The 17,037-nt window shown below is 38.8% G+C and carries 13 protein-coding genes and 4 pseudogenes; 7 read left to right on the top strand and 10 right to left on the bottom strand.

What is annotated here, in order from left to right; genetic code table 11:
• Positions 1–18: 18 nt before the first annotated feature.
• The 3 genes from AAZO_RS01535 to AAZO_RS01545 all read right to left on the bottom strand — a co-directional run bounded on the left by AAZO_RS01535 (position 19) and on the right by AAZO_RS01545 (position 2,308).
• Positions 19–1,335 (bottom strand): bifunctional folylpolyglutamate synthase/dihydrofolate synthase, encoded by a 1,317-nt coding sequence (locus AAZO_RS01535; RefSeq protein ID WP_013189928.1) that lies wholly within the window; start codon positions 1,333–1,335, stop codon positions 19–21.
• A 127-nt stretch (positions 1,336–1,462) separates the two neighbouring features.
• Entirely contained in the window at positions 1,463–1,588 is a 126-nt protein-coding gene (locus tag AAZO_RS01540; protein ID WP_013189929.1) for a photosystem II protein Y, read from the bottom strand.
• 198 nt (positions 1,589–1,786) lie between these two features.
• On the bottom strand, positions 1,787–2,308 hold the full coding sequence (locus AAZO_RS01545) for a gamma carbonic anhydrase family protein (RefSeq protein ID WP_013189931.1): 522 nt from the start codon (positions 2,306–2,308) through the stop codon (positions 1,787–1,789).
• Positions 2,309–2,547: 239 nt separating this feature from the next.
• On the opposite strand from AAZO_RS01545, the gene AAZO_RS01550 reads away from it, so the two are divergent.
• The 7 genes and pseudogenes from AAZO_RS01550 (at position 2,548) to AAZO_RS01580 (ending at position 10,671) form a co-directional block, all read left to right on the top strand.
• Positions 2,548–3,060, top strand: a complete 513-nt coding sequence (locus AAZO_RS01550) for a TIGR02652 family protein (protein WP_013189932.1) — start codon at positions 2,548–2,550, stop codon at positions 3,058–3,060.
• An 88-nt stretch (positions 3,061–3,148) separates the two neighbouring features.
• Positions 3,149–3,583, top strand: coding sequence for a VOC family protein (locus AAZO_RS01555; RefSeq protein ID WP_013189933.1), 435 nt, complete (start codon positions 3,149–3,151; stop codon positions 3,581–3,583).
• Between the two features lie 157 nt (positions 3,584–3,740).
• On the top strand, positions 3,741–6,554 hold the full coding sequence (locus AAZO_RS01560; RefSeq protein ID WP_013189934.1) for a M16 family metallopeptidase: 2,814 nt from the start codon (positions 3,741–3,743) through the stop codon (positions 6,552–6,554).
• A gap of 155 nt (positions 6,555–6,709) precedes the next feature.
• Positions 6,710–7,089, top strand: a pseudogene (locus AAZO_RS01565) (cupredoxin domain-containing protein).
• 667 nt (positions 7,090–7,756) lie between these two features.
• Positions 7,757–8,584 (top strand): type I methionyl aminopeptidase, encoded by an 828-nt coding sequence (map, locus tag AAZO_RS01570; protein WP_041642316.1) that lies wholly within the window; start codon positions 7,757–7,759, stop codon positions 8,582–8,584.
• A 162-nt stretch (positions 8,585–8,746) separates the two neighbouring features.
• Positions 8,747–10,144, top strand: coding sequence for an amidase (locus AAZO_RS01575; RefSeq protein ID WP_013189936.1), 1,398 nt, complete (start codon positions 8,747–8,749; stop codon positions 10,142–10,144).
• Entirely contained in the window at positions 10,144–10,671 is a 528-nt protein-coding gene (locus AAZO_RS01580; RefSeq protein ID WP_013189937.1) for a Crp/Fnr family transcriptional regulator, read from the top strand. Before AAZO_RS01575 ends, AAZO_RS01580 begins: the two co-directional genes overlap by 1 nt.
• A 283-nt stretch (positions 10,672–10,954) precedes the next feature.
• Here the strand turns inward: AAZO_RS01580 and AAZO_RS01585 are convergent, their stop codons facing one another.
• The 7 genes and pseudogenes from AAZO_RS01585 to ilvC all read right to left on the bottom strand — a co-directional run bounded on the left by AAZO_RS01585 (position 10,955) and on the right by ilvC (position 17,014).
• A complete protein-coding gene (locus AAZO_RS01585) occupies positions 10,955–11,248 on the bottom strand; it encodes a P-II family nitrogen regulator (protein WP_013189939.1) in 294 nt (97 codons plus the stop codon).
• Positions 11,249–11,252: 4 nt separating this feature from the next.
• Positions 11,253–11,756, bottom strand: a pseudogene (locus AAZO_RS01590) (sodium-dependent bicarbonate transport family permease); the annotation flags it as partial.
• A 37-nt stretch (positions 11,757–11,793) separates the two neighbouring features.
• Positions 11,794–13,055, bottom strand: a pseudogene (locus AAZO_RS01595) (IS701 family transposase).
• Positions 13,056–13,136: 81 nt separating this feature from the next.
• Positions 13,137–13,588: pseudogene (locus tag AAZO_RS01600) on the bottom strand (sodium-dependent bicarbonate transport family permease); the annotation flags it as partial.
• A 269-nt stretch (positions 13,589–13,857) separates the two neighbouring features.
• Positions 13,858–14,349, bottom strand: coding sequence for a hypothetical protein (locus tag AAZO_RS01605; protein ID WP_013189940.1), 492 nt, complete (start codon positions 14,347–14,349; stop codon positions 13,858–13,860).
• 533 nt (positions 14,350–14,882) lie between these two features.
• Positions 14,883–15,512, bottom strand: a complete 630-nt coding sequence (locus AAZO_RS01610) for an SAM-dependent methyltransferase (RefSeq protein ID WP_228371433.1) — start codon at positions 15,510–15,512, stop codon at positions 14,883–14,885.
• Between the two features lie 506 nt (positions 15,513–16,018).
• Positions 16,019–17,014: a ketol-acid reductoisomerase gene (gene ilvC / locus AAZO_RS01615; RefSeq protein ID WP_013189941.1), complete on the bottom strand. Its 996-nt coding sequence runs from the start codon at positions 17,012–17,014 to the stop codon at positions 16,019–16,021.
• Between the last annotated feature and the right edge of the window lie 23 nt (positions 17,015–17,037).

Below are 17,037 nucleotides of genomic sequence, written 5' to 3' on the forward strand. Positions count from 1 at the left end.
CAACTCTTTCAGCAAGCCCTAATTACTATTTCCTAAAAAATGTCCAATTAAATAAAGAGAACCACATAAAACAACTAGGTTATCTGTAGAGGTGAAAGCAGCATCTAAAGCCGAAAATACATCTGGATAGGTGCTGCAAAAACCTAAGTCTGGGTAAGTTTCATTAGCTAATTTTGATAAGTGGTCAAGATTGGCTGAATTATTATCCGGGACTGGTACTAAATATAATTTATCTCCTGTTTTCAATAATGCGTGAAAAATATCACTATGATCTTTGGTGGCTAACATTCCAATTACCCAGGTTATATTTTGGGTACTGAAACTATCTACATAATTTCTTAAAACTTGTGCTGATGCTGGGTTATGTGCGCCATCAATTAATAATTGATAATTGTAATTATTATGTTTCCATGTGAACCATTGCATTCTTCCTGGCCATTTGGTTTTTCCTATACCATTAATAATGGTTTGTTCAGAAATTTGCCAACCTTGTTTTTGTAATATTTCTAAAGCCGCTAAAGCCAAAGTCGAATTATGTAATTGAATTTGTCCTTGTAATGGTAGATGATATCTAATTGATTCAGAATTTTCAATTTGGTATAAACCTGGAGGGTGATTTCCCGGAGGATATTTTGAATTTTGAATTTTATAGTATTCTGCCCATCCTGGGTTAATTTCTTGAGCAGGTTGAGGGGCAATTATAGGGCATTGTAATTCTAAGCTGCGCGCTCGCACAACTTTTTCAGCATCTGCTGGCAATTGTCCTATTACTACAGGACATCCAGGTTTAATAATACCTGCTTTTTCTCCGGCAATATCAGCAACTGTCGGACCTAATTGTTGCCAATGTTCTCTACTAATGGAAGTAATTACCGTTACTAAAGGCTTAGGACAAACATTAGTAGCATCTAAACGCCCTCCTAATCCCACTTCCACTATCGCCACATCGACTTTTTGTTGTGCAAAATATAACCAAGCTGCTGCGGTAATTACTTCAAACTGGGTTGGTGACTCTTCTCTTAGGTCAATAGCCGATTGAATACGTAGTATCAATTGAGATAAAGTTTCTGGGTTGATTGGCCGTTCATTTATACAGATACGTTCTGTCCAATCTACCAAATGCGGGGAAGTGTACCGTCCTGTACGATAACCAGCTTCGGTGAGTACGGAGGAAAGATAAGCGCATACAGAACCTTTGCCATTAGTTCCACCAACATGAATTAGAGGAACTTGATGATGGGGATTGTCAAGATTTGCTAATAATTTGACAATGCGTGTTAGTCCCAGATTGACACCAAAATGCTGAAGGGGTTGGAGTAAGGAATCTATATTCACGGTGACTGGGGACTGGGGATTGGGGACTGGGAAGATGGGGAATATGGGGGTGATGAGGGAGATGGGGAGAAATAAATTCAAAATTAAAAAACCCCTATTCCCTATCCCCTATTCCTTTAGTTAGTCATTAAGCTTCCTTGTTCAAAAAGTTTTGTACTTGTCTAATAGCAGCAGCGCCGATGTTAAAAGCAGCCCAACCAGCAGCAATGGCTAGTGGTGCTAAAACGATGATTACACGGGTATCAATGTCCATATCTAGTAGCCCTCTGTTATGTAGAAATTAAAGATTTATCAACAGTTATCAATTTTTATTTTTATCTGAAGTGGGGTATTTTTCCAAGGAGAAGTGTAAAGAATGATTAACTTGGTCAGTGGTCAGTGGCAAAAGGCAGAAATTTTTCCCCATCTCCCTCATCACCCCCATATTCCCCATCTTCCCAGTCCCCAATCCCTACCTAAAACCAATATCTGTCCCTTTGCTGGCGTGAACTAGGGCTAATTCTTGGTATTTTTCGGCGTGTTCTATGAGTTCTGCGGTTTCGGTGTCTGTGAGTTGACGGACAATTTTAGCGGGGATGCCGACTACTACGGAACATGGGGGTATGTCTTTGGTTACTACTGCACCTGCGCCAATGATGCTACTATGACCAACTCTGACTCCATTTAAAATTATTGCGCCAATGCCTATTAAACTTCCACGTTCAATATGGGCAGAATGTACCACAGCACGATGCCCTATAGTTACATGATCTTCTAATATTGTTGGCAGACCAGGATCACCATGCAAAATGGCCCCATCCTGAATGTTTGTGCATTCGCCAATATCAATGCGTACTACATCTCCTCTCAGTACTGCGCCATACCATATGCTTGCGCCTGCTGCTATGTTGATTGAACCAACAACAACGGCGTTGGGTGCGACAAAGGCGGCTTGAGAAAAATCAGGAGATGTCCAGTAGGAAACAGTAGACACGATAGAATATTGATATGGTACCCAGGAACACTGGAAAAACTCCAACCGTTGAGGCTGGTTGCACAACTAGGATATCACAGCCGTTTGCTCTGTATGCTAAGGAAGGCACTACTGAGAATTGGTGTTGCTGCAACTCATTATTTTGCGGTGCTGAGCTACTAACTCAAGGTGGTGGAGCCGAAGTGTTAAATCCAACCTATTGGTGCTGGTAAAGACAAAATTATGCTTGTACGCACTTCATGATGAATCCAGGCTTGCAGTACCCAATATTTGGCCCTGAAATACAGTGTCCTCACTGTCGCCAAACTATTCCCGCACTGACTCTGACTGATACCTATCTGTGTACCCGTCATGGCGCGTTTGAAGCGAATCCGAAAACTGGGGAGTTGGTACATCTCCAGTCGGGTCGTCATTGGCGCAGGTGGAATAATGAATGGTATCGACAACATACTCATCCTGATGGGATTCGCTTTGAAATTCACGAGGCGTTAGATAAGCTTTATACTCAAGGATATAGAGCTACAAGGGTGATTATTGCCCGACGCTATCAGGATTTGATGAGTGGCTATTTGGAACGCAGTAGTCCTTGGCGTTCTGGACAACCGGAAGCTACATCTGCTCGTTTGTATGGTTTACCAGTCGAGTTTAGTCCCAATCCTGCTGAAGATTCATGCTGGGATGTGATTAATTTCGATTTGGATAAGGAGCCTGGTGTACCGGTACGTTATCCTTATTTCCGCTTATTTGAATAGTGGACAGTAGTCAATGGTCAGTTGTCAGTGGTAATAAAGAACTAACAACTGACAACTGACCACTGACTACTGAGATTTGATAAATTTTATGCACCATGCTTCTATTCGGACTGCTAATATTCACCGTGCGATCGCTTTCTATGAACAGTTAGGATTTACTGTTGGCGATCGCTTCACTACAGGTTATACTCTAGCTTGCTGGATGGAAGGTTTGGATAGCCGCATTGAATTGATCCAAATTCCCCAGCCTAAACCAGCCCCTGATGCTTTTGCAGATGAGCATTATGTGGGCTATTATCATCTTTCCTTTGATTTAACTGAGATTACACCAGATTTACACAACTGGTTATCAGATTTAAAGGCGCAAATAGCTGCGATAACTGAGTTGCAACCCCTAACAGTCCTTTTACAACCAACTCAGCAGCAAATAGGCGATCACATCTTAGAAGTCGCTTTCATCGCCGACGCTGATGGCTTGGCTTTGGAGTTTATCCGGTTTTTAGGCAAGTTAGGTGACAGGTGACAGGTGACAGTAAGAAGGGAATAAGGAACAGTATCTTTCTTCTGCTTCCTGACTCCTGACTCCTTGATATCCTTCTTCTCAAAATTTTCCAGAAAATTTAAACTCCGACTGTCTAGATAAAAAGATGTAGTAATATTTACTTACATTCAAAAAATATATGTTTGTTATTTCTGTCTTCCATAGATATCGTATTCCTCTACTACTATTTATTTTTTCTCTAATTGCAGCGGTTTTATTGAAGCATCCTGTTTCCGAACGCCAAAATTTGGCGATCCCCCAATGGGAACATTCTCAGCAAATCTTCGTAAATAAAAAAACGAATATTCTTACATTGACGACAAGAAATGTCCAGAAGACCATGCTGGAAAATGGTTTAACAGTCTTGACAAAAGAGGTACATAATGCACCAGTTGTCACGGTGCAGGTATGGTACAAAGTTGGCTCAGGTAATGAACAACCTGGGATGAATGGTATTGCTCACCAGTTGGAGCATATTATGTTTAAAGGTACAAAAAACCGTCCTGTTCAATTTGGACAGTTATTTAGTGCTTTGGGTAGTGACTCCAATGCTTTTACTAGTTATGAGCAAACGGCATATTACAATACCGCTGAAAGTGATAAACTCAAAGCACTGCTGGAATTGGAAGCAGACAGGATGCAAAATTCGCTCATTGATCATCAGCAATTAGCGAGTGAGAAGCAGGTGGTTATTTCTGAGTTAGAGGGTTATGAAAATAGTCCCAAATACCGTCTCAAGCGTGCTGTATTGAAGTCTATATTTCCCGATCATGCTTATGGTTTACCTACAGGTGGAACTAAAGCGGATGTGGAACAATTGACTGTTGAGCAGGTGCGGGAGTATTATCAAAAATACTACACTCCTGACAATGCTGTATTGGTGATTGTTGGAGATTTCCAAACTCCACAAACTCTGGAAACAGTTGAAGAGATTTTTGGTAAAATTCCCCAAGGTCAAACACTTCTCCCAAAACCTACTCCCCCTATTCCTCAATTTCCTTCTTCTCCCATCGTTTTACGAGAACCAGGTGCGGGGAAACTGTTACAGGTGATTTATCCTCTTCCTGATGTCAATCACCCAGATGTACCAATCTTGGGAGTGATGGATTATATTTTGACGGGGGGGAAGAATTCTTATTTATATCAGGTTTTGGTGAAGTCGGGTTTGGCTAATGATGTTTCCGCTCATGTTGCCAGTTTGGGGGCAATCGGTTGGTATGATTTATATGTGAATACTTCACCAAATCAAGATTTACGGAAAGTTGAGGATTCTATTAAGACTGCAATTACGAAACTTCTTAAAAGAGGAGTGACATCGGAACAAGTTAAACGCGCTATAACTCAATTAACTGCATCCGTGATTTTAAATAGGCGTGATATCACTGGTCAAGGAATGCAATTTGCGAATGATCAGCTAATTGCTGGTGATGATCGCTATACAGAACGTTATTTAGAAAATGTTCGTCAGGTAAAATCTGAGGATGTGATAGCTGTAATTAAGAAGTATCTCAAACCAGAAGCGCAAGTAGTGGGGTTTTTTGAACCTCAAGACAATGCTAACTATGATCATCGTCCATCCACGTCTGTGGGGACTGAAGAAAATTTGACTTCTGGAGTTACAGCAACTCCATCTGACGTGATCAAGTATTTACCAAATTTGGATGATACTAACAATAAATTAAATCATCCAATACTACAGAAACTAACATTAGCTAATGGTTTGCGGGTGTTACTATTGCCAGGTAATAGTAGTCCAACTGTAACTTTAAGTGGCTATATCAAAGCGGGTAAAGAATTTGAGGAAAATGAACAAGCGGGTTTAGCGTCTTTGGTGGCAGATAATTTGATGAGTGGGACTAAAACTAAGGATGCATTGACTATTGCGAAAATTTTGGAAGATCGAGGAGCGAGTTTAAATTTTACTGCACAGCGGGAAGGTGTACGTATCCAGGGTAAGAGTTTAAGGGAAGATTTTTCTGTTTTGTTGGCAACGATGGTAGATGTTGTGAGAAATAGCACTTTTCCTGTGCAGGAATTAAAACTGACTCGTCAACAAGCTTTAAATGCGCTGAATGTTGAATTAGATGATCCTTACCAGGTAGCGAACCGACAATTTATCCAATCTTTGTATCCGCAAAATCACCCTTCTCATACCTTTGCGACGAAGGAGACTATACAGAGAATTACACAAAGGGATGCGATCGCTTTCAAACAAAAACATTATCGACCAGATAGTATGGTATTGGTATTGGTGGGTGATTTTGATGTGGAGAAAGTGCGATCACTCATCGAAAATCAATTTGGTGATTGGCGAGTCAGTGGTAAAGCACCGATGGTAGAATATCCCATTGTGGTGATGACAGATAAGGGGGTGCGTGTTAATTCTGTTCTCCCTGGTAAATCCCAGGCTGTCACCTATATGGGTTACACAGGTATTAAACGCCAAGATCCCAGATTTTATCAAGCTTTGGTGTTAAATCAAATTTTGGGAGGCGATAGTTTATCTAGTAGACTGGGGGCAGAAGTGCGCGATCGCTTGGGTTTAACCTACGAAATTTATAGCAACTTCCAAGGTGGAAAGAATATTGGGACATTTTTGATTGAAATGCAAACCAGTCCAGAAGATACTAATAAAGCGATCGCAACCACCCGCAAACTATTAAAACAACTGCATCAGCAAGGTGTGACAGAACTAGAAGTTGAAACCGCTAAACGGACTCTGATTAGTAACTATCATATTTCTCTGTCCAAACCTGAGCAATTAACAGCCAGAATTCTGATGAATGAGGTTTATGAATTAGACGAAATGGAATTACGCGGTTTTGTTGAAAAGATTCAGAAAGTTACCAAAAATGAAGTGAATCAAGTTGCGCGTCAGTTACTTTATCCTGATAAATTTGTAGTGGTGACGGCTGGGCCTGCAATCATGGCTGAGGTGATTGGTGATTGGTAATTGGTGATTGGTGACAAGAAAGAGGCTCAGATAATGGATAATTGTGATAGGTGTTACTGATAGACAAGGTGCGAAATGAGTAGTTTCCTGACAAGAATTTCTAAACATCTATAAATATAGCTATTTCTTTATTCACATCCCTTTGTCTGAGTTTAATGGATGCAACTCCAGCTATCGCAGTGAATTTATCTGGTGATCTACTCAAACAACCACCTACAGAAATTACAGTCGGTTTGGGTAATGCAACGAGTCAACTCAAATTTGAGCCGAATTACCTGGAATTTCAAGCTGGTCATATAATCTCCAGCTAACTAATCCTAGCCCAGTAAAGCATGATTTTAGGAGTAAAGATTTTGCTGATGGAATTTGGACACAAAAAGTCGAAGCCGGGAATTTAGAAATTAAAGGTGGTATTCGCGAATTGCAATTAAAACCCGGTGCAGAAGCAGAATGGGTGTTTATGCGACTGAAATCAGGTAAATATGGTTTACTTTGTACCATTGCTGGACATTCAGAAGCAGGAATGACAGGATAGATTGTGATTAAATCCTAATCTCAGAATCAGGATTTACAGGATTTTTAAAATTTACCATTGAGTTTGAGTTGTTTCTGGTGTTGTCATAAAATTATTCCTTTCAGTAGTCACCTGTGAAGAATTGGCGGTAAATTTTTTGTTAATGGCTGCCAAAATTATGAAGTGAGGGTGTTGACTTGAACCCCGAAATCTGATATTATTAGCCCTAATAAGGCAGAACTATGTTGCAGTAATTAAATACTGCCTAGAAATTATTGGGAGAAAAATGTAGTTTTTCAACAAAATAAATATTTTTATAAGTTTATATAAAAAAACCTTAGATTTTAGATAGAAAAAAGAAAAAAAACTCAATAGATCAATATAAAACGCTGAAAACACGGAAATTAATCAAATAATTGACCTATATTCTCAATAATATTGAGAATATAGGTCAATTATTGCTAAAGGTGGGAATTTGTACAACTTTCTCAAAATAGAGATTGAAAAAACTTATTTATAGAAACCTATCCCCAACTCTAGTTTGTTGGGTTTAGATTCTTTCTTGTGCTATTCCCTATTTTTCTCTAGCAGCGCAAAATAAGTTAACTTAAATGTAGATATTTTTCTCAATAAATCTCAACAACCTAACACCTAATCCGTAAAGCGCGGGTAATTACTAAATTTCATGATGAACATTTTCAGCAGCTTGCTTTCTCAACCAGTTCAGCCAAAACCAGCACCAAAACAACGCCGGGGCATTGAAATTAAATCTCCCCGCGAAATTGAGATTATGCGACAATCAGCAAAGATTGTGGCAACTGTTCTCAAAGAAATTTCTGAGCTAGTCAAGCCAGGAATGACTACCGCTGATTTGGATACTCATGCGGAAAAACGCATCCGGCAAATGGGTGCAACTCCTAGCTTTAAAGGATATCACGGTTTTCCGGCTTCGATTTGTTCTAGCATTAATAATGAAGTTGTACATGGTATTCCCAGCCCGAAAAAAGTGATTAGGGCAGGAGATGTATTAAAAGTTGATACAGGAGCTTATTATCAAGGATTTCACGGCGATTCTTGTATTACAATTGCCGTAGAAAACGTTACTCCAGAAGCTGCTAAATTGATTCGTGTGGCTGAAGAGGCTTTATTTAAAGGGATTGAACAGGTAAAAGCTGGTATTCATCTGGTGGAAATTGCTGCTGCAATTGAAGACCATATTAAAGCTAATGACTTTAATGTAGTTGAACAATTTACAGGTCATGGTGTGGGTAGAAATTTACATGAAGAACCAGCGGTTTTTAACTACCGGACTCGTGACATTCCCAATGTAAAATTGCGTGCTGGTATGACTTTGGCAATTGAACCAATTTTGAATGCTGGTTCTAAGAATACCAGGATTTTAGCTGATAGATGGACGGCTGTAACTGTTGATAATGCTTTGTCTGCTCAGTTTGAGCATACTGTATTAGTTACAGACAGTGGTTATGAGATTTTGACTGATAGATCCCTAGTTTAATGATCCAAATTTGAATTACTTGAGAATGCGATACCTACTGTGAGACTAGCGATCGCATTTTTTTGTGTCGTTAGACATAAGCATCCACAAATGATAACTTGCTAAAAAGTAGGAGCAAGATTAAGGCTCTAAATTCCCTGTTCCCTGTCCCCTGCTATAACAATGAATGAAATTGATTTAGCTTTTACCCCAGCTTTAAAATTAGCGCAACTAATCCGTCTTCGGGTAGTTTCACCCCTAGATGTGGTAGAAATATATTTAGAACGGATTTACCGCTTAAATCCCCAATTAGGAAGTTATTTTACAGTTACAGCAGATCTGGCTGTTGCTGATGCTAAAGCCAAGACAGAATTACTCACAACCACCTCAGAACTACCACCATTTTTTGGTGTCCCGATTTCTATTAAAGACCTAAATGCTGTTGCAGGTATTACTTGCACTTACGGAAATGCGGCATTGCTGAATCATATCCCTAACTATGATGATGGCGTAGTTATCAGGATTAAACAAGCCGGTTTTACGATTATTGGCAAAACTGCCACTTCTGAGTTAGGTTCTTATCCTTACAGCGAACCTGTGGGATTTCCTCCAGCGAGAAACCCGTGGAATTTAGAATATACTCCCGGTGGTTCTAGTGGTGGTGCAGCCGCATCAGTAGCTGCGGGATTAAGTGCGATCGCACAAGGTTCAGATGGTGGTGGTTCAATTCGTGGTCCTGCGGCTTGTTGTGGTGTGGTGGGAATCAAACCAGCGCGGGGAAGAGTCACAAAAGCACCGGTAGGTGATCGCTTGGGAGGAATAGCTGTCAATGGACCCATTGCTAGAACTGTAGCAGATGCAGCAGCGATGTTAGATGTCATATCTGGCTATTTCACTGGTGATCCTTATTGGTTAAGCGATCCACAACCTTCCTTTTTTGCAGCAACTCAAGTGAAAAACCTTAGGTTAAAAATAGCTTTTAGTACCAGTGTCCCTCCGTTGGGAGCAGCCGACAAGAATTGTCAACAAGGAGTTTTACAAACAGTTGAACTTCTAGAAGAATTTGGACACGAAGTAGAAGAAAGATGTCCTGATTTCAGCGGTTTAGTAGAACCATTTCAAATTGTCTGGCAATCTGGAGTAGCTGCGGCGGGAATTCCCCCAGAAGCATTGCAGCCATTGAATCGGTGGTTATTAGCTAGAACTGGTTCTCTAGCTGAGTACTTACAAGCATTGGCACAAATGCAAATCTTTTCTCGGTCAATTGTCGCCTTTTTTGATACTGTAGATGTGCTGGTTTTACCAGTTTATTTACATTCCCCAATTCGCGTGGGTGAATGGGAAAATTTGAGTCCAGAAGAGACATTCCAAAATATTATTAACTGGGTTGCCCCTTGTCCTGTAGCAAATGCTACAGGCTTACCTGCGATCGCTATTCCCGTTGGTTTTGATAGCAACGGGTTACCCATGAGTGTGCAGTTAGTAGGTAAACCTGCCGCTGAGTCCACTTTAATTAGTCTAGCAGCGCAATTAGAAACCGCTAACCCTTGGATTCAACATCGTCCCGTATTTGCCCTATAATGCAGGCTTCCTTAGCACAAATTACCCAAATTAAAGTGTTTGCAGATTTAGAAACCACAGATCAACTAAATCTGCAACCTTATACTGTAGTGAAACCTTATGGAAAAGGAGAGATAATTTTTCATGAAAGTGATTCCTTACCCGCTAAATTGTATGCTGTTGCTAGTGGAGTAATTAAAGTTAGTAAAACAGCAACCACAGGTAAAGAAACAATCCTTCGTAACTTAGGAACTCGGGAAATTTTCGCCGCACCTGCATTATTAGGTAATGGCATTTCTCCAGCTACTGTCACCGCTGAATCTGACTGTGAAATTCTAACTGTAGAACAAGATGCCTTATTAACAGCTATTCAACAAAAGCCTGATATTCCTTTGCGAATGTTAGTAGTTTTTAATAACCGCATACAGCAATTACATGAAACAGTTCACGGTTTAGTTTCAGAAAGGGCAATTATTCGATTTTCGACTAGCGAGATTAGTTCAATATTTCGCTACTACATCGGGAACAGAAACAATAGCAAAAGGTGAGCATTTAAAAGAAAGTTTATCATATTATTGCGCGGAGTATAGGTATTACCTATGAATAATGTGTCCGCTTACCTACAAGTATGAAACCATTAATTTCCTATCATCGAGGTGGGGAAATCACAATCATTGACATTGATAAATTAAACTATATTCCAGATGGAAAAATTGATTAATTATGGTGGTAAACACCTACCAAAATAATTAACCGAACTGTGGAAAGTTTTTCCTGCTTACAGGCAGCAACAACTAATCTTATTTTTGATATGCTCGTTCAAAAAATCAACTAATGTATAATTGATTTAGGATCAGAAACAACACATACACCCCCGAATTTTTTGAGAACAGGTCTAATCGCTTCAACTACTTGATATTCTCGTTCTTCACTACAAGTATTCATAATAGAACCATTAGTGAGTCCATGGCCTTCTAAATCATCAATAACTCTACCTCTGTTTCCTTTGCCTATAACATGCTGAATAATTTTATATCCAGAAACGCCTGCATTATCTAATTTTTTTAAAATATTTTGTAGTTCTAAAGAATTACTAAGTATTTCAATTCTCTTGACAATTTTCACCTTGTTATACTCCTATAATCTTGATATTGTTAAAATACAAAGGTATACCAAAAATCATATTAAACGGGAAAGTGATAGCTAAGGCCATAGACACATATAAACTGGGGTTAGCTTCAGGAATAGTCATTCTGATTGCTGCTGGTACAGCAATATAGGAACCACTAGCACAAAGTACGGAAAATAAGAGAGCATTACCTTCAGATATACTAATTAGTTTACTGATCATAATGCTAACAGTTCCATTAACTACAGGCATAAAAATGCCAAAACTAATTAGAAAATAACCTGTTTTACTTAACTTTTTAATTCCTCTAGCAGCCACCATACCCATATCTAGTAAAAAGTATGATAGCACACCATAGAATATATCTTGGGTGAATGGATGTAATTTTTCCCAGCCTTTTTCTTCTGTGAGAATTCGCACTATCAGACTACCAACTAACAGAACAACAGAACCGTTTAAGAAAGCTTCTCTGAAAACCTCACCCCAAGAGAATTTCTCTTCTTCCCCTGCTTCTTGACTTTTAACGGGACGTAAACAAAAATCAAGCCCAAATGTAGCCCAAACTGGCTTGATAAGAAGGAAATACGTCCGGATTCCAGTTGAACCAATCAATAAATAGAAAAGATATGGCTGTTCTCAACCCTTCTAAAGCTTCAGTAAAAGTATTCAAAGTTTTCTTAGCCCACCTTGGTCTTCATCCTCCAGTCCACTGATGGCAAAGAATAAAAGTGTAGGCACAGAAAACCAAAATAAAATGGCGCAGTAAACTGCTGTTATCTCCAACTTGATATTCTTTGAGTCCTAACCATTCCTTGGCTTCTCTGTAAACAACTTCTACCCAATTCCTTTGAGAATATGTATCAACTATCCATTGGGGTGTGACAATTGATGAAGAAACATTGGTAATAAAGTAGCCAATATCAGTGGCTTGAGAGAAAGTAGAACCGTTGATGACGATAGCAATATTGCCCCTTCCAGTTAAGGCTGATATTTCTACTTCTTTAGTTACTACCCATAATATTTTGGTTCTATCTAACTCCAGTTGAATGTCTGTAAAAGCCTCTTGGGGTAAACTTTGTGCTAATTCATCTAACCTAATTATTGTTGGACTATCCTTTTGGTCACTGGCAAGGATTTTGGGATTTTTAGCTAATCCTCCTCAATACTTTAAATTCCGATTTTCTATCTTTAATAAGAAAGATGTATTGTGGCCATATCCAGGATCTATAATTACTATTCCTGGTTGATAACCACGGCTTAAGGTCAGATCTATTAATTTAATTCCTAACTCAGGTTTATTCTCAAATAGAGGGTCTTGTTTCCCTTTGGGTAAGGAATCACCGTGGTGATATAACTCTATATGTAATGGTAAGCTTTTACTGCCATCATATAGATGTGTTGTTACTACTACTATTCCATTATCCGTGTTCCCAATTTCTCCAATATATTGTCTTCCTACTCCATCCCTAAAATTCCCGCTTTTTCTATGGACAGAATCATCAATTATTAAGCTAAATCCTCTGGTGACTCTCCTCTGACTACACTTGTTCATAATCTCTAACCGAAGGTCATTGACTTGGGAACTGGACCAAGGTACTGCAGTTAAAAAGTGGTGTAATCGCTAGTACGTCACCCCTAGGGCATTCTCTGCCATTTGAAATAGGTTTTTTCTCTGACTTTCACCCAATCATCCCCCTAAATAATGTCTAAACTCTCTTTTTTCTGCTTGATGAGTAAATACATCATCAAATGACACCATCTTTCAAACCATGGTCCCATTGCTGGGGCAGTGGTTTCTTTCATCAGCTTCTTTTAACGTGAAAGTTACACCGAAATTGCATTATACTCCTTTTTACTCTTAACTTTTGTTTAAGTCCCGTTAGCAAAGACTCTCACTAAAACAATAGCCACAACAATTGCTGGAGATTCCATCAGTGACAAAGCTGCTACCATGTCTCCACCACTAGAAATATTGAGAATTCTGAGAAATAATTAGGCAGTAATAAAAGTAACCGCACTGATGGAACCATAAGTTGCAGCAATAGCCGCTGCATTATAAGTATCCAATTTCCATTTCAGGATAAAAAATGAATAGGTACAATTGTCGCCATGAATATAGCGGCTAAAAGAGTAAGGGCTATTTCAGGATTAATTCCACTTTCTTCGATTTCATATCCACCCTTAAACCCAATTGCTAGTAATACGTAAAGAGAAAATAATTTAGGTAATGCTTCAGGAACTTCTAAATCAGATTGCAGGAAAATTGCCAGCATTCCTAAAAAAAAGAATAATACTGGCGGGTTTAAGATGTTGGACAATATAATGCTAGAATTCATTCTTTATTAATTTAATTGTTTATATGTCAGACATAATTGAACATAGTTGTTAATATAGAGGTTTGTGAATGAGTATCATAATTTTAGTCCTCAGTATAATTTTCTATAGCAAAGACGTTCAACTGACAGCCTTGTCATTGAGCATAAATTTTATAGCAGTTCCTAGGTAGCTTATACAAATTTAATGTCAGGTCGCATAAGTACCTAGATAGAATAAATTACATATATACTTCTTTAATTATTTGGGTGGGCAATGCCCACCCAAATAATTAACCTATCTTGGCAAGTTTTTCTTGTTCACGGGCATCAACAACTAACACTAAACAAAGTGCAGCAACGGCCTTTTTCCATTCCTGACAAACTTTAATATCTTCTACACCATCAAATAAACCTACCAAACGAGGAACAGCCATTTCTAAAGCTGCGTGTGGAACTGGACGATGTAACTCAACTAGATGATTTATACTTTCTTGATTATTGAGAAAACCAATTACCCATTTTGTTGTATGATCTGGACTGTCAGGAACACGCTTAACTCCTAATTCATTTTTTAGCCAATTATAGAAAGGTGGTAAATGTGTGGCTAAAACTGCACCTGCCGTTGGTAAAGTTTCTCGCAGTAAGTTAATGTCTAAACTGTCTAGTTCTTGTTTTAAGGCTGGTGAATTAAGCACCTCATTTAAAGGTGTGGAAAGTATTGCTTCTATTTCTGGTTGAGAGAAATCTAAATGGTGACTAAAGGTAGAAATTAGTGATGACATTTTGCCAATCTCCAAAAAATAATTAATTAACATCTGTGGATTTTTCAGAAAGTGTGATCAGGAATGATAGATTAGATTCAGCCTGTAAAGCATGAGGGGCATTAGGAAGCAAAAAATTAAAAACTCCAGGTTATAGTTCAATTTCTTCCCCTGATAAAGTTAGCAAACCTCTACCTTTTCAGACATTTACAGTAGTAGTAAGGGTAGAGGTATCCTCAGATATTTCTGTGTTTGCTGCTAAAGAAAAGAGGGTATATTGACAAGCTGTATCTTTTGCCAGCACTTGGCTTAAAACTCCCGACCGGAGATATTAAATTTGTTCTCGTAGTTTGGTAACAGTAGAATCAATAACAATGTAAGAGTGAAATTTCCAAAGTGTCAAGACATTATTCAATAACAGCAGAGAGAAGAATATAGCCTAGTTCTTGCTGATATTTTTGGAAAACTTGACGCATTTCTAAAACCCGTTGTCGCATAGGTGGTTTTGTCAAGATATTATACAAAATCTACATGGTGTTGATAATTCCTTCATCTTACAACATTCGCCAGCAATTCAGTAAACTCATAGCAGCAGTTTCATATTTCTGTACTTGTAATCCTGCTTGTGTAAAAGCCTGAATCCAATGAATTGCTGAAAGAGGCGTAGAATTCACTTTAATTACCTTAGCTAAATCTGCACTAATTTCTGTTTCTTTGTCATTAGCTAATAATTCATGGGAGAGAAATTTACCTCCCGGTTTCACTCGGTTGTGAATTTCTGTTAATACCTTGGCTTTCCCTTGTGGAGATTGCATTATCAGAATTGCTTCTGCTAAAAAGTAATCAAATATGCCTGGTATTTTATCCAGGTGTAAAATATCGCCTTCACTAATTTGAATTTCATTTTCTAAGCCATCAGCGCGGATATTAACATGCGCAATAGCTACACTTTCGGGATTTTTTTCTATTCCTACTACCTTTACATGGTAGTGTTGAACTAGAGAAATGGCACTATAACCAAAGCTAGAAGCTAATTCTAAAACTCTATCACTTGGTTGAAAATTCGCCCATTGGCATAATTTTTCCGTAGCTATGCCTCCATCGGGACGTAGATATTTTTTACCTGCTGCTGCTAACACTTGGTGTCCACAAGCAGTTGAGAATTTGAGGGTAGTGTTGGTCATTTGTCTGACCCTCTGTATCTCTTCTATCCTAAATCTGCCAGAATTTGATCATCTTGTCTTTGAGGTAGCTCAAGGAACAGAAATTCTGTAGATTGATAAGTTTTTGGTGAGTGTAGGACATTCTATTATGTCAAACATAATAATGGTATTGCTATTAGTGAACCACAAGTTCACCGCTTACGAGCATTATTATATAACCCAGAAGTTAAGAGTATTTTAGTTTTCCCTACGTCTGGAAAACCTGAACAAACGGCTTCTACTGTCAATACTTTGATTAAAAACAATAAATAAAATTTAGTTACATATAGCGATTACCATTCTAGTCAGGTACAGGAATAAAAATTAACCGCAGATAGAAGAGGATGAACACGGATAAAAGCAGATAAATCTGTAGCTTAGTAAACTAGAAAAAGCTATAGTTACCAATTTAGTGTAATTTGGTAACAGGTAATGCTTAAAACCTGGTAATTATCCATTACCAATTACCAATTACCAATTACCAAAAATTACGCTTTCTTCAACCAGCTAAACATAGCACGTAAATCTTTACCTACTTCTTCAATAGGATGTTCTGCTTCTTGACGACGCATAGCGGTAAAACCTGGTTTACCAGCTTGGTTTTCTAATACGAATTCCCGCGCAAATTGTCCAGATTGAATTTCGCTGAGGATTTTCTTCATTTCTACTTTGGTTTGGCCTGTAACAACACGAGGACCCCGTGTATAATCACCATATTCCGCAGTGTTGGAAATGCTATCGCGCATGGTTGCTAAACCACCTTCAACTACTAAGTCAACGATGAGTTTAACTTCGTGCAGACATTCAAAATAAGCTAGTTCTGGTTGATATCCTGCTTCAATTAAGGTTTCAAAACCTGCTTTGATTAAGGCACTCAAACCACCACACAATACTGCTTGTTCTCCAAATAAGTCGGTTTCAGTTTCTTCCCGGAAGGTGGTTTCTAAGACTCCTGCACGAGTACCACCGATACCTTTAGCATAAGCCATTGCGCGCTCGCGTGCTTTTCCAGTAGCATCTTGATATATCGCAAATAACGCAGGTACACCTTGTCCTTGTTCGTAAGTACGACGGACTAAATGCCCAGGTCCCTTAGGTGCTACCATGATCACATCAACATCCGCAGGAGGGACAACTTGCCCAAAGTGAATGTTAAAACCATGTGCAAAGGCTAAAATGTTACCTGCTTCTAGATTTGGTTCAATTTCATTTTTGTAAATGGTTCTTTGTACCTCATCAGGTAACAAAATCATAATTAAATCAGCAGCTTTCGCAGCATCAGATACACTTCTTACTCTCAAACCAGCAGCTTCAGCTTTGGCTGTGGATTTGCTACCAGAATATAATCCCACAATAACGTTAACACCACTGTCTTTTAAATTCAGCGCGTGGGCATGACCTTGAGAACCATAACCGATAATAGCAACGGTTTTTCCTGTTAAAAGGTCTAAATTAGCATCTTCATCATAGTACATACGTGCCATAGAAGCATCTCCTGTCCGCAAAG

It is taken from the genome of 'Nostoc azollae' 0708, assembly GCF_000196515.1.
Lineage (GTDB): Bacteria > Cyanobacteriota > Cyanobacteriia > Cyanobacteriales > Nostocaceae > Trichormus_B > Trichormus_B azollae.

What these genes read in the sequence shown, in the direction of transcription:
- AAZO_RS01540 (WP_013189929.1), bottom strand. Translation starts at nt 1,588, where the DNA reads ATGGACATTGATACCCGTGTAATCATCGTTTTAGCACCACTAGCCATT.
- AAZO_RS01550 (WP_013189932.1), top strand. Translation starts at nt 2,548, where the DNA reads ATGATGAATCCAGGCTTGCAGTACCCAATATTTGGCCCTGAAATACAG.
- AAZO_RS01555 (WP_013189933.1), top strand. Translation starts at nt 3,149, where the DNA reads ATGCACCATGCTTCTATTCGGACTGCTAATATTCACCGTGCGATCGCT.
- AAZO_RS01560 (WP_013189934.1), top strand. Translation starts at nt 3,741, where the DNA reads ATGTTTGTTATTTCTGTCTTCCATAGATATCGTATTCCTCTACTACTA.
- map (WP_041642316.1), top strand. Translation starts at nt 7,757, where the DNA reads ATGAACATTTTCAGCAGCTTGCTTTCTCAACCAGTTCAGCCAAAACCA.
- AAZO_RS01575 (WP_013189936.1), top strand. Translation starts at nt 8,747, where the DNA reads ATGAATGAAATTGATTTAGCTTTTACCCCAGCTTTAAAATTAGCGCAA.
- AAZO_RS01580 (WP_013189937.1), top strand. Translation starts at nt 10,144, where the DNA reads ATGCAGGCTTCCTTAGCACAAATTACCCAAATTAAAGTGTTTGCAGAT.
- AAZO_RS01605 (WP_013189940.1), bottom strand. Translation starts at nt 14,349, where the DNA reads ATGTCATCACTAATTTCTACCTTTAGTCACCATTTAGATTTCTCTCAA.
- AAZO_RS01610 (WP_228371433.1), bottom strand. Translation starts at nt 15,512, where the DNA reads ATGACCAACACTACCCTCAAATTCTCAACTGCTTGTGGACACCAAGTG.
- ilvC (WP_013189941.1), bottom strand. Translation starts at nt 17,014, where the DNA reads ATGGCACGTATGTACTATGATGAAGATGCTAATTTAGACCTTTTAACA.